The sequence below is a fragment of the Rahnella aquatilis CIP 78.65 = ATCC 33071 genome (assembly GCF_000241955.1).
GTDB classification, from domain to species: Bacteria; Pseudomonadota; Gammaproteobacteria; order Enterobacterales; family Enterobacteriaceae; genus Rahnella; species Rahnella aquatilis.
Map to the genome: position 1 here is coordinate 43896 of NC_016818.1, position 13411 is coordinate 57306.

Annotated in this window: 10 protein-coding genes; 3 read left to right on the forward strand and 7 right to left on the reverse strand. The window is 52.0% G+C overall.

Annotated elements, in window-relative coordinates; translation table 11 throughout:
* Nucleotides 1-1494, forward strand: a complete 1494-nt coding sequence (locus tag RAHAQ2_RS00195; protein WP_014333314.1) for an aminotransferase-like domain-containing protein — start codon at nt 1-3, stop codon at nt 1492-1494.
* On the opposite strand, the gene RAHAQ2_RS00200 is transcribed toward RAHAQ2_RS00195, so the two are convergent.
* Complete coding sequence (locus RAHAQ2_RS00200; protein ID WP_014333315.1) at nt 1463-1885, reverse strand: hypothetical protein; 423 nt, start codon at nt 1883-1885, stop codon at nt 1463-1465. The genes RAHAQ2_RS00195 and RAHAQ2_RS00200 overlap by 32 nt on opposite strands.
* A gap of 166 nt (nt 1886-2051) precedes the next feature.
* On the opposite strand from RAHAQ2_RS00200, the gene RAHAQ2_RS00205 reads away from it, so the two are divergent.
* Entirely contained in the window at nt 2052-2411 is a 360-nt protein-coding gene (locus tag RAHAQ2_RS00205; RefSeq protein WP_014333316.1) for a YibL family ribosome-associated protein, read from the forward strand.
* An 83-nt stretch (nt 2412-2494) separates the two neighbouring features.
* On the opposite strand, the gene RAHAQ2_RS00210 is transcribed toward RAHAQ2_RS00205, so the two are convergent.
* The 6 genes from RAHAQ2_RS00210 to fdhD form a co-directional block, all read right to left on the reverse strand.
* On the reverse strand, nt 2495-3433 hold the full coding sequence (locus RAHAQ2_RS00210; RefSeq protein WP_014333317.1) for an IS110 family RNA-guided transposase: 939 nt from the start codon (nt 3431-3433) through the stop codon (nt 2495-2497).
* 330 nt (nt 3434-3763) lie between these two features.
* The gene (gene yiiM / locus RAHAQ2_RS00215; protein WP_014333318.1) at nt 3764-4444 is read right to left on the reverse strand and encodes a 6-hydroxyaminopurine reductase; all 681 of its coding nucleotides are present in this window, start codon (nt 4442-4444) and stop codon (nt 3764-3766) included.
* 106 nt (nt 4445-4550) lie between these two features.
* Nucleotides 4551-6497: a methyl-accepting chemotaxis protein gene (locus RAHAQ2_RS00220; RefSeq protein WP_014333319.1), complete on the reverse strand. Its 1947-nt coding sequence runs from the start codon at nt 6495-6497 to the stop codon at nt 4551-4553.
* 271 nt (nt 6498-6768) lie between these two features.
* Nucleotides 6769-7389, reverse strand: coding sequence for a superoxide dismutase [Mn] (sodA, locus tag RAHAQ2_RS00225; protein ID WP_014333320.1), 621 nt, complete (start codon nt 7387-7389; stop codon nt 6769-6771).
* Nucleotides 7390-7629: 240 nt separating this feature from the next.
* Nucleotides 7630-9171 (reverse strand): fibronectin type III domain-containing protein, encoded by a 1542-nt coding sequence (locus tag RAHAQ2_RS00230; RefSeq protein ID WP_014333321.1) that lies wholly within the window; start codon nt 9169-9171, stop codon nt 7630-7632.
* 202 nt (nt 9172-9373) lie between these two features.
* Nucleotides 9374-10216, reverse strand: a complete 843-nt coding sequence (fdhD, locus tag RAHAQ2_RS00235) for a formate dehydrogenase accessory sulfurtransferase FdhD (RefSeq protein ID WP_014333322.1) — start codon at nt 10214-10216, stop codon at nt 9374-9376.
* Nucleotides 10217-10361: 145 nt separating this feature from the next.
* Here fdhD and fdnG point away from each other — a divergent pair, with 145 nt between their 5' ends.
* On the forward strand, nt 10362-13409 hold the full coding sequence (gene fdnG / locus RAHAQ2_RS00240) for a formate dehydrogenase-N subunit alpha (protein ID WP_014333323.1): 3048 nt from the start codon (nt 10362-10364) through the stop codon (nt 13407-13409).
* The last annotated feature ends 2 nt before the right edge of the window (nt 13410-13411 follow it).

The following is a 13411-nucleotide window of genomic DNA, read 5'->3' on the forward strand; positions in this document are numbered from 1 at the left end:
ATGACTGACACAGCGGATTTCAGCGACACCCGGTATAACCAGCTTGCGGAACAACTGGCGGATGCTATCCGTCGTGGCACACTCGCACCCGGCAGCCGTTTGCCGTCCGTGCGACGTAGCGCGCAAACCTGGTCAGTCAGTATCAACACCGTGGTAGCGGCTTACCGTCGGCTGGAAGATCGCGGCTTTATCGAGGCACGTCCGCAGTCCGGTTTTTATGTGCGGGCCGCGTTGCCCGCGCTGCACCATCAGCCGCAGGAACAGCCGCAGACGCCAGCGGCAGAACCGGCAGATGAAGTGCTGGATCTGATCGACAAAGTGTTCGCCTCGCAAATTGACCCCACCTACACCAACTTATCGCTGGCCTGTCCGCAGTCGAACGATTTTTACCCGACCGGAAAGCTGGGGCGGATTATGTCGTCACTATTGCGTCGCCAGCCCAATCTGATCGGGCAATACGCGCTGCCGCCGGGCAGTCCGGCGTTACGCCAGCAAATTGCCCGCCGTGCGCTGGCACTCGGCATGATTTTAGAGCCTGCTGATATCACCATTACGCACGGTTGCATGGAAGCGTTACAACTGGCGTTGCGCGTCACCACCAAACCCGGCGACAGCGTCGGGCTGGAAACGCCAACCTATTTTTATCTGCTGCCGATGCTGGCGAGTCTCGGGCTTAAAGCAGTGGAAATCCCCACCGATCCGCAAACCGGCCTGTCGCTGGATGTGCTGGAAATGCTGCTGACCGAGAAACGGCTGAATGCGGTGATCGCCATGCCAACGGCGCAAAACCCGCTGGGCTTTACCATGCCGCTGGCGGCCAAAAAACGACTGGCGCGGCTGATGAACGATCATCAGGTACCGCTGATTGAAGACGGGCTTTACGCAGAAATTCAGTTTGGTGCGACGCTGTCTCCGGCGGTAAAAGCCTTTGACCGTGACGGCTGGATCCTGTTTTGCACCAGCTTTACCAAAACGCTGGCGCCTGATTTTCGCATCGGCTGGGTGGACGGCGGACGCTTTGCCGATAAGTTGCATAAACTGAAAGCGGTATCGTCAATGGCAGAGTCCGCCTTGCTTTCCCAAACGCTGACATTGTTTCTGGAATCGGGCGGTTACGATCATCATCTGCGGGTTTTACGCAGACGCTACGCGTCGCAGGTGGAACAGGCGCGCGCGCTGATCGCCCGTCACTTCCCGCAGGGCACCCGCGCCACGCAACCGGCAGGCGGCTTTGTTATCTGGGTGGATTTCCCGCCGGGCGTCGATTGCGTCACGCTGTTCCGCCAGTTACTGAAAGATAAAATCTGCATGACGCCGGGACAACTGTATTCACCGAGTGGCCGCTACAGCAACGGCCTGCGTTTATCGTGCTGCTATGTTTTCGATACCCGCTATATTTCGGCGATGATCCGCATTGGCGAGCGGGCGTGTGAGATGTGTGGTTTGCCGCCGGGGCTGGAGGCTACAGGAACGGATTACTTCCCTGATAAATAATGTTAATTTTTGAGAAAGAGAGGTTGCCCGGATGGATCAGTTCTTCGACCGTACTGCCTGCTGAAATCAAATTGCCGGTTAAATAGGGTTCGCTGTTGAAGGTAAAGAGGAAGCAATATTTCGCGCTGTCACGGTATTTGGGTTCGCCGAGAAACAGCTGTTGAAAGGCTTGCAGGGCATTGAAGGCATGCCTGCCTCGCACCATATAGATACCTGATTTTGCGGCGGCTCCGCGTCTGTCATAATTTGGGCGAGCCATAAAACATCGGCTGGCGATAATTTTGGGAAATGTTTCAGCTGATGTGTAGTGAATATACAGTGGTTTTCCGTTGAACATGCCATTGTTCAAATGCATTTCAATACGGTGATCGCGGCTGAATGTCGGCTTCATGATGTCTCTCTCTCCATGAGGGAAAATAATGGGGGTTATCCTAGTCCCATGTGCAAATGCAAACATCCTGAAAATCTCAGAACAAAATGTTTGCCGCACAAATCGAGCATCTCGCGCATCGGGCTGTTACACTTAACCCAATTGTTCACTACACGAATTGGTCACTATGAAAGAAGTCGAAAAAGCCGAGATTAAGCGTCTCAGCGATATGCTGGATGCACTTAATCACAAAGATGCGACCGTTATTCAGGCGGGTAACGCTGAGTTAATCGCCAGCCACGAAGAAGAGAAAGAAAAACTTGCGGCAGAGATCGCGCGTCTGAAAGAAGTGCGCGTGAAAAAACTCAGCACCGAAGCGCAGAAGCTGGAAAAGCTGTTCAGCCGTGAAATCACCAAGAAAGAACAGGCTGATATGGGCACGCTGAAGAAAACCGTACGCGGTATCGTGGTGGTTCACCCCATGACTGCGCTGGGCCGCGAAATGGGTCTGAAAGCGGTGACCGGTTTCGCTAAGAAAGCATTCTGATGTAACTCCCGGGCAGACCAGTCGGCTCTGCTCCTCCCCCTGCGAAGGGGGAGCAGCTGTGTCGAATGTCAATCCGGCAGCGATTAATTTGCTGCCCATTCACGGCCATCTCGCACCATCGCATTCAGGATTGTCACCAGTTTCCGGATGCATGCTGTTAGCGCAACTTTCTTTAACTTTCCCCGAGCGATGAGACCGTCGTAAAACCTCTTGATTTCCTTATTATTCTTTTTTGCCACCAGCGCAGCCATATACAATGCAGCCCGCACCGCTGAACGCCCTCCCCAGATAGCTCGCTTCCCTTTGAGCTTTCCGCTGTCATGTGAATAAGGGCACACTCCCACCAGAGCACTAATTTTCCTCCGACTCAGTGTTCCTAATTCAGGCAAAAGTGCTAATAACGTCGCCGTCGTTGTTGGGCCTACGCCTTTGACACTGCTCAGGATTTTTGCTTTCTCCTGCCACAGTGGCATCACACGCAACTGTCGTCCAATGTCATCATCGAGATCTTTTATCTGGCTGTTCAGCCACTCGATGTGATGGTGAATGAGTTCCGCAACATCAAGATGGACACCATCAAGGCGGTTTTTTTCCATCGTCCGCATATCGATCAACTGACGCCGTCTTGTCACCATTTGCGCAAGCCGCTGGGTCTGCTCATCACTTGCTACTGTCAGCGGCGGCAACACGACTTGTGCAAAGCGACTCAGCACCATGGCATCAAGTTTGTCCGTTTTCGCGAGATTCCCGAGCGATAAGGAAAAATGCTTAACCTGCCGTGGGTTTACGACCGATACGGGATAGTTTTCCACAGATAAATTTGCGGCTAACACACAGTGATAACGACCCGTAGCCTCCATGACTATCTGTGCAACCTCATAATTTTTAAGCAAATTAATGAAGTCGACATGGCCAGTTTGGTTGTTAGTAAACTTCTGATAGAAATTGCCAACGTTAATAAAAACATCGAAGGTTTCTTTAGAAATATCGACGCCGACAAATGCTTTTGGGGACTGATTCATTATTTCCCGTCCTTGTAGATACGGGCTGGTGCAGGCACCGCCCAGGCAGCTGTTCGGGTTAAAAATGAGCTGACGTAACGCAGGAATGCTCCCCCACGGGCTTGATGTCCCAGAGGCCGGACTTGCTGCTACATCAGTTTAGAACTCGTTAAAATAATAGATGCTTGAAAGAGATTTCAATGATCAACGACGTAAATCAATCATTGAAATGAACATACAAGGCCGGGAGGGGGTTTAGCAGGCGACACAATAGCTAAAGCATTCTTTAACTTTTGTTTTGACCTTAATACCCCACCCAACCCTCCCCTTCGCAGGGGAGGGAGCGATAAATCATTTCCCTTCCGCCCCGAATAATCTCCGCCCAAAATCCTCGATCTTGCGATTCACCAGCCGCATCTGCATGGTTTTACTCCAGCTGGCGGAAATCCCTGCAGCAGACATCAGACGGCGATACTGTTCCTCATCAAACGGCATGTTGAAGGCAATAGAAATGGCTTGTGCAACCGACACTTCGCTGTTGCGCGTCAGCAGTTCCAGTGGCCGGTCACCGCTGACATTCCCCGTACTCACTACCCGATATAACCAGCCGCATCGTCCGCTTTGTTGTAACAGCGGCGAGAGGTTTTTACAGTCGAGAAAATGGTTCAGTTTGTAGCAGGGGGCGCGCGGCTGCGTGACCTGAATCAGTGCGTCGCCCCAGCGGAAAATATCGCCGATAAACACGTTATCTTCTGTCATGCCGAGCGTCGAAAGATTTTCACCAAACGCAGGCGGATGAAAACGGTCTTCTTCTTCGGGAAACTGCTGACGCAGCCAGGCGTAATGCTCACGGGGAAAATGACACAGCGCGCGGTCAGCGCCGCCGTGATAAGCCTTCTCGGCCTGCTGATCGCCTTCCAGCCCGCAAGGCGTTAAGGCGACGCCGCCATCAACCTGACGTTTGGCAATCGCACTGGGTGAAAAATCGGGATACTGCTCGATAGTACCGATGTACACGTCGGGATAATGCATACGATCTCCGCTGCTGAAATGTCACTCATACCAGCATAACCTGCATTCGGCAGCGGGAGTAGAAGGAATACCTGCACACATACGGGTGCGCAGGCTAATCAGACAGTCAGAACGTTTCCCAGTTATCCTGACTGGTTTTGCCTTGAACCGGCAGTGGCAGGGCCGGACGGCGCAGCGCGGCGGATGCCGGTGCGGCCAGCATGTCGCCGTTATCGGCCAGGCGGAAGACCGAGACTGCCTGCGTCAGCGTCGCGGCCTGATCTTCCAGAGAATCGGCAGCGGCAGAAGATTGCTCCACCAGCGCGGCGTTCTGTTGTGTCGTGCTGTCCATTTCGACAATCGCCTGTGAAATCTGGCTGATGCCACGGCTTTGCTCGTCAGAAGCAGAGGCGATTTCACCCATAATATCGCGCACATGCGAGACAGATTTGACGATGTCCTGCATGGTGCGGCCGGTATTTTCTACCAGCTTCGCGCCGGTATTCACCCGCTCAACGGATTCGGCAATCAGTCCTTCAATCTCTTTCGCTGCCTGCGCACTGCGCTGTGCCAGTATGCGGACTTCCGAGGCGACGACCGAGAATCCCCGGCCCTGTTCACCGGCTCGTGCAGCTTCAACGGCGGCGTTCAGCGCCAGAATATTGGTCTGAAATGCGATGCTGTTGATGACGGACGTAATTTCGGCAATACGTTTTGAGCTGCCGGAAATCTGTTGCATGGTATCGACCACTTCGCCGACCTGTTTACCGCCGAGCGTTGCGGTACCGGAAGCTTCGCTGGCCAGTTTGCTGGCGTGATGGGCGTTATCGGCGTTCTGTTTCACCGTCGCGCTCAGTTGTTCCATGCTGGCGGCAGTTTCTTCAACGGCCGCAGCCTGCTGTTCGGTGCGTGAGGACAGATCAGTATTCCCGGCGGCGATTTCAGCCGCCGCGTGAGAAACCTGTGAAACGCCGGAGCGGATTTCATAAATCATGGTGCTGAGGTTCTGGCTCATCGCAGATACCGCGTTCATCAGCATACCCAGTTCATCACGACGTGTGGTCGGTTGTGCGACAGTCAGGTCGCCCCGTGCAATTGCCTCCGCCGTTTTCAGCGTATCGCGCAGCGGCTGGGCAATCTGGCGGGTGATTCGCCATGCAATGATAATCCCGGCCAGCATGACGATCAGCGTAATGACCATCATGAGCATCTGTGCATTACTGATGTCTTTATGCGTGTTATCCAGTTCGTTTTTAAAGATTTTCGCTACCAGTGCGTTCATCTCAGCGGCTTTTACTGACAGCAGTTGCGAGTTCTTTTGTTCATCTTCATAAGCTGGCATGTAGGCCATAACATGATCTTTATAGGTCGCCAGCGCACTCATCAGCGGGGCGAGTGTGGCTTGCTGATCCGGCAACAGTAATGCGTTCAGTTTTTTAGCATTGGCCTGCGTATCATCAATTGACTTCAACAGTTTGGCTTCGGATTCTTTGCTGATGTTGAGTAACAGGCCGCGCACGTCATAACGCACGTTGATCAGTTTTTGAATGACTTCGGCCAGTGAAAGACGAATGGAAGGATCGGCATCTTCAACACGCAGCTGATCCTGTAAACGCTTCACAATGGCTTCAGTTTCGGAAAGATTCCAACTGGCGCGTACTGCATCTTTGCGATCGACGGCTTGTTTAAACGCGGTTTGTGCCTGCTGATATTCATGGATTTTTACCGGCACCTGATCCAGTTCGGTCTGGCCAGCCGCATCCCATTCCAGCTTGTCTTTCGACTGCGAAATCAGTTGCGACAGCGCGTCAATATTGTCCTGATTTTGTTTGAGATACACCGGATTGTAATTGAGCTGATAAAGCGTACGGCTGAGGCGGGCATCATTGAGTAATGCATTCATCTGATTACTGAAATCGACTTTTTCCGCACGCTGACTGATGTCATTAAATTTAATCATTCCCGCAGTGGTAATGATGGCTGCGATCAAAAGCACCAGGCCGAAACCCAGACCCAGTTTGGTGCCGACCTTAAGATTGTTCATCCACTGCGAAAGACCCGATCCGTTACTCATAATCATTCTCCGTCAAACATCCCTTTTAAATAGACATGCGGTTTTGTGACGCCTTTGTGAACGATCTATCGGTAGGGTGTTTCATAAACTTTATAGGATCTGCGGCGTATTTTTGATTAATGCGAGCGGGGTCTAAAAAAGGTGGGAAACAGAAGAATAACTCGCTGTAAAACAGTGATCAGGCATACGAATTCAGGACATAAAAAAGGCGGGTCGCAGACCCGCCGTTGGCTAAAACATCATCGTGCCCGCGAAGGGCGGCAGGGCGAAATTACTTCGCTTCAGCCAGACGTTTTGCTGCTTCGTCCCAGTTTACAACGGCCCAGAAGGCTTTGATGTAGTCAGGACGTTTGTTCTGATATTTCAGGTAGTAAGCGTGTTCCCACACGTCCAGACCCAGCAGCGGGTAACCGGAAGCGCCGGAAATGGCTTCGCCCATCAGCGGGCTGTCCTGGTTAGCCGTAGACACGACAGCCAGTTTGCCATCTTTCAGTACCAGCCATGCCCAGCCTGAACCGAAACGGGTTGCCGCTGCTTTCTCGAAAGCTTCTTTGAACGCGTCAACGCTGCCGAAATCGCGTTCGATGGCAGATTTCAGTTCGCCCTGCAGGGTGGTGCCGGTTTTCAGGCCTTTCCAGAACAGGCTGTGGTTAGCGTGGCCGCCTGCGTTGTTACGCAGCACAACTTTTTTGTCTGCAGGAACCTGATCCAGTTTGGTGATCAGTTCTTCAACCGGCAGTGCAGCCAGTTCAGGCAGGCTTTCCAGCGCAGCGTTAGCATTGTTAACGTAGGTCTGGTGATGTTTAGTGTGATGGATTTCCATCGTTTCTTTGTCGAAATGCGGTTCGAGTGCGTCGTATGCGTAAGGCAGTGATGGCAGTGAATAACTCATGTTCATCGTCTCCATAGTGTAGGGCGGCACCGTCATTGTGAGCACCGCGTAATCAGTCGGATCATTATAGTTAATTAAATGATATTGAAAATGATTATCTATGCTCCACACTTTGTGCGGGTACGCGTAAGCGCCTGTTATATGGGGCTTAGAACAATAAAGAATAAGGGCAAGAAAAGAATTCTTGCCCTTAAGGTCGGTCAGAGAAAGCCGAGACGGAAAATAATGACATCGGTTACTTTAGTGCAGGTTTGACAGGAAACGATTCGAAAATTCATAGGGTTGAGTTTGTTCAGGATCACCTGATGCTGTGGGGGTTTCCATACCCACATCGCCCGGGAAGTCACGATTAAGTGCCCAGATTGCCAGTGTATGCATACCGCGTTCTTTGACGTAATTTGACACTAAATCGGTGTCGGCGAAGGTGAAAATCCCCATTCCTGTTCCGCCCCCATTTTGTCCAATCTCTTCAACCATCACGATCATGGCATAGATTTGAGCCGGTGTTTTATCCTTATAAACGGCGGCGAGCTGCTCATAGACTTTTTCAGCGACATCAATTGAGGCCTGGCCCACATTGCTTCGGGCAAAACACATGGTCATGATTTGAACATCAAGAACCACGTTTAAACTTTTGGCCAGTTCAACCATTGCCAGTGCTTCCGGCCTTAAGCCCTGATCATTGATTTGCATGGTGAGGCTGAATTTTACGTCAGGGTTTGATGCCTGCACTCTGGCAGCGGCGGTCAGCGCAACCGTACTGTTATATTTCGTCCCGCCTTCAAAATTCAAATCGATATGGTTTGAATGGAAATCACTTAATACTTTTTGGTACATGCCCACCAGCGTATCTACGCTCACATGATAAGACGGGTCGATGCCTTTTGCGCCGCCGAAGGCAATGACGGCCTGGGTATTAGACGTATTGATCATGTCAGTCAGGGGCTTTGCATAATCATAATCGAAATTATCATTTACCCACACCAGTCCGCCTTTAGTGACGCTATAAGCTAAGAAGGCTAAGTAAAGTTTATCGACATTATGATCTACTGCCCATTGGGTATATTGGGTGTTGACACTTATTTCAGGATACCAGGTAGCATTAATAGATACATCAAGATAAGCAGCGTATCCGGCGCTGGCGTCTGTCCCCTGAATAGTTGTAACACTGACAACTGAGGTAAATGGCGATTCATTTCCCTGAGCATCACGTGCTTTTATCTGAATCGAGTAATTCGTTTCAGATGACAGATTTTTTAACGTGATATTTGTTGTCTTCGTTGCAGTCGTTAATGCAAAAGAAACATCTGTTGCGGTTGGATAATAATAAACAACATAATCATCAACGCCGACATTATCGGTTGCCGCATTCCAGCTTAATGAAACCGTAGAGGCAGTGACAGAAGAGACAACCGGTTTGCCCGGAGCAGTAGGTGCCTGAGTGTCTGCTGCTGCGGGGGAAACTGCCTCGCCATTAACCCAGTACATCACGGGAAGATCACCCGGCGCATTCATTTCCAATATTGAAACACCGACAGCAAACTCAACCGTTTCACCGATATCTACCGGCAGGACTTCTTGCAGAAGACTGCCTTCCAGATAAACATCATTCTGTACAAAGGTATACGCAATATAAGGTGCACAAGCCTGATTTTTTGCTAATTGTACTTTAACATCAGGGAGGAGAAGTGATGCCGAAGAATTATTAGTTAAATTGAAATAAAGATGCCAGTACCAGTCATTATATCTTACCCATTTCGCCGTAATATTATAGTTGCTCATGATTATTTCCTTTATTAATAAAATCTGAGAATATATTTCGATTGACGATGATTACTATAATAGGTGGCGTAAAAGGAACTATAATCATATCTACAGTAATAGTTTAAATGAGATAAATGAGGCTATAACCCGGCGATTGTGAGAGAAAATGATAGTTCTCTTGTCAGGTTTATAAATTTATTCTTTATAAACCTGATAATTTTCACCTCAGTCTTTGCGGATGCGTATACACCGTTGCCCGGCCCGGTTTGCTGAAACCGACCAGCGTCAGGTTACATTTTTCGGCCACGTCTACCGCGAGTGTGGTGGCGGCGGAGACGGCGAACAGAATTTCGATGCCGCACATCGCGGCTTTCTGCACCATTTCATAGCTGGCGCGGCTGGATACCAGCGCGGCACCGTTCTGCCAGTCGCGTTGTTTTGCACGCATACCGAGCATTTTATCCAGCGCCACGTGACGGCCCACGTCTTCACAACCGCCTGTCAGTTCACCTTGCGGCGTGATCCACGCGGCGGCGTGCGTGCAGCCGGTGAGCTGGCCGATTTCCTGCACGGATTTTAGCTGGTGCAGTGCGTTATCCAGATTCGCCAGCTCAAACGTTTGGGTAAACGGCAGCGGTGCGAGCGGGCGGAATAAATCGCCTAACTGTTCAATGCCGCAAACGCCGCACCCGGTGCGACCTGCCATGGCCCGGCGGCGTTCTTTCAGCCCGGCGAAACGGCGACTCGACAGCTCAATGTTAACTTCAATACCGTGACAGTTAGGTGTCACTTCCATCCCGTAAATATCACTGACCGATTCAATAATCCCTTCTGACAGCGAAAAGCCCAGCGCAAAGGCTTGCAGATCTTTTGGCGACGCCATCATCACCACATGCGAAATCCCGTTATAGACCAGCGCGACGGGCACTTCCTGAGCAATCCAGTCATCTTGCGGCTCATTGAGATGCGCGCGCTGCATCACCGGTTTTTGGCTCGCTCCGATGATCTGAGTCACTTTTTTGTCATCTTTTTCGCCCAGTTCGTTTACTTGATGGACATCCATTGGCAATAACCTTATAAACATTCCGGCTACATAAGCCGTACAAAAACTATGGGTACTTAACTTTAATTTTAACGCTTTCGCATCAGTTGCGGAAAGCGCCAATTTAAAAAGCAATGTGTTAACAGATGATGGGAAGGAGTCTTTCATGCAAGTCAGCAGAAGACAATTATTCAAAATATGTGCTGGCGGTATGGCCGGCACAACAGCGGCATTATTAGGATTCACTCCGACCATGGCGCTGGCGGAAACCCGCCAATACAAACTGCTTCGCTCCCGTGAAACCCGCAACAACTGTACTTACTGTTCCGTAGGTTGCGGCATGCTGATTTACAGCCAGGGCGACGGCGCGAAAAACGTCACTGAAAATATCTTCCACGTAGAGGGTGACGCCGATCATCCGGTCAGTCGTGGCTCGTTGTGCCCGAAAGGCGCAGGCGTGCTGGATTATATTCACAGCGAAGGCCGTCTGACGCATCCCGAATACCGTGCCCCCGGCACCGATAAATGGCAGCGCATCTCCTGGGACGAGGCGATTTCCCGTATCGCACGCCTGATGAAAGATGACCGCGACGCCAACTTCGTCGAGAAAAATGAAAACAACGTGACGGTCAACCGCTGGCTGACCACCGGCATGCTGTGTTCTTCTGCGGCCAGTAATGAAACCGGTCTGCTGGATCAGAAATTTACCCGCGCACTGGGTATGGTGGCGATCGACTGTCAGGCCCGTTTGTGTCATGGCCCGACCGTGGCGGCACTGGCCCCGACGTTTGGTCGCGGCGCGATGACCAACAACTGGGTCGATATCAAAAACGCCAATGTGATTTTAATTATGGGCGGAAATGCGGCAGAAGCGCATCCGGTCGGCTTCAAATGGGTGATTGAGGCTAAAACCAAAAATAACGCCAAAGTCATCGTGGTCGACCCGCGCTTTAACCGCAGTGCTGCCGTGGCCGATATTTACGCGCCGATCCGCGCCGGTTCCGACACGGCCTTCCTGCTCGGCATGATCAACTACCTGATCATCCACAATAAAATCCAAACCGAGTACGTTCTGGAATACACCAACGCCAGCCTGCTGGTGCGTGAAGACTATGAATTTAATGACGGATTGTTCAGCGGTTTCGATGCGGCGAAAAAATCCTACAACAAAGAAAGCTGGCACTATCAGCTCGATGAAAAAGGCTTCGCGAAACAGGATAAAACGTTGCAGGACCCGCGTTGTGTGTGGAATTTGCTGAAAGAACATGTTTCCCGTTACACGCCGGAACTGGTGGAGCGCCTGTGCGGCACCCCGAAAGAAGATTTCCTGCTGATCAGTTCCATTCTGGCGGAAACCTGCGCGCGGGATAAAACCTCGACTATTTTGTATGCGCTGGGCTGGACACACCATACCGGCGGCGCGCAAATCATCCGCTGTGCGGCGATGATCCAGTTACTGCTCGGCAACATCGGGATGCCGGGCGGCGGCGTGAATGCCCTGCGCGGTCACTCTAATATTCAGGGCTATACCGACCTCGGTTTACTGTCGCTGAACCTGCCGGGCTACATGCCTTTGCCGTCTGAAAAACAGACGAATTTCACTGATTATCTGCATCAGATTACGCCCGCGCCGCTGGTGGACGGGCAGGTCAATTTCTGGAAAAACACACCGAACTTTTTCGTCAGCATGATGAAAAGCTTCTGGGGTGAACACGCCACGGCGGAAAACGACTGGGGCTTTGACTGGCTGCCGAAATGGGACAAAAGCTACGACGTGCTGCAACAGGCCGAGCTGATGACCGAAGGCAAGCTGAACGGTTACATCGTGCAGGGCTTCAACCCGCTGGCGGCGTTCCCGGACAAAAACAAATCCTCGCGCGCGCTTTCGAAACTCAAATACATGGTGGTGATCGACCCGCTGGTCACCGAGTCCTCGAACTTCTGGCAGAACCACGGCGCGATGAACGACGTGCAGACCGCTGATATTCAGACCGAAGTGTTCCGCCTGCCGTCTTCCTGTTTTGCGGAAGAAAATGGTTCGATTGTGAACTCCGGCCGCTGGCTGCAATGGCACTTCCAGGCGTCTGAGCCGCCGGGTGAAGCGCTGCACGACGGCAAAATTATCGCCCGTCTGTTTATGAAGTTGCGTGAGCTGTACCAGAAAGAAGGCGGTGCCAATCCGCTGCCGGTGATGAATATGGCGTGGGATTATCAGGATCCGCTCGACCCGCTGCCGGAAGAAATTGCCCGCGAAGCCAACGGTAAAGCCCTGGCCGACATTCATGACGAACAGGGCAATCTGCTGGCGAAAAAAGGCCAGCAACTTTCAACATTTGCCCATCTGAAAAATGACGGCAGCACCGCCAGTTTCTGCTGGATTTACACGGGAAGCTGGACCGAAGCCGGTAACCAGATGGCGCGCCGCGATAACGCCGATCCTTCCGGTCTGGGCTGTACGTCCGGCTGGGCTTGGTGCTGGCCGCTCAACCGCCGCATTCTGTATAACCGCGCCTCCGCCGACCCGCAGGGTCAGCCGTGGGATCCGAAACGCGAAATCATCCGCTGGGATGGTGCGAAGTGGACCGGTTTTGACGTCCCGGATTACAGCGCCGCTGCGCCGGGTTCCGGCGTCGGACCGTTCATCATGCAACAGGAAGGCGTCGGGCGTTTATTCGCCACCGACAAAATGGCCGATGGCCCGTTCCCTGAGCATTACGAACCGATCGAATCGCCGATTGGCACTAATCCGCTGCATCCGGCTGTGATTTCCAATCCGGTCGCGCGCATTTTTGCCAGCGATTTGCCGAATATGGGCACCGCTAAAGACTTCCCGTATGTGGCGACCACCTATTCGATCACTGAATTGTTCCGCCACTGGACCAAACATGCGTTGCTGAATGCCATCGCGCAGCCTGAGCAGTTTATCGAGATCGGCGAAGGTCTGGCCGCCTCGAAGGGCATTGCGCAGGGTGATGAAGTGAAAGTGTCTTCGAAGCGCGGATTCATCGTGGCAAAAGCCGTGGTGACCAAACGCATCCGGCCACTGACCATCGACGGTAAGCACGTTGATACCATTGGTATTCCGTGCCACTGGGGTTTTGAAGGCGCGACGCGTAAAGGGTATTTGGCCAACACGCTGACGCCGTCAGTCGGTGACGCTAACTCGCAAACGCCGGAATTCAAGGCGTTCCTGGTTAACGTGGAAAAGGTCTAACG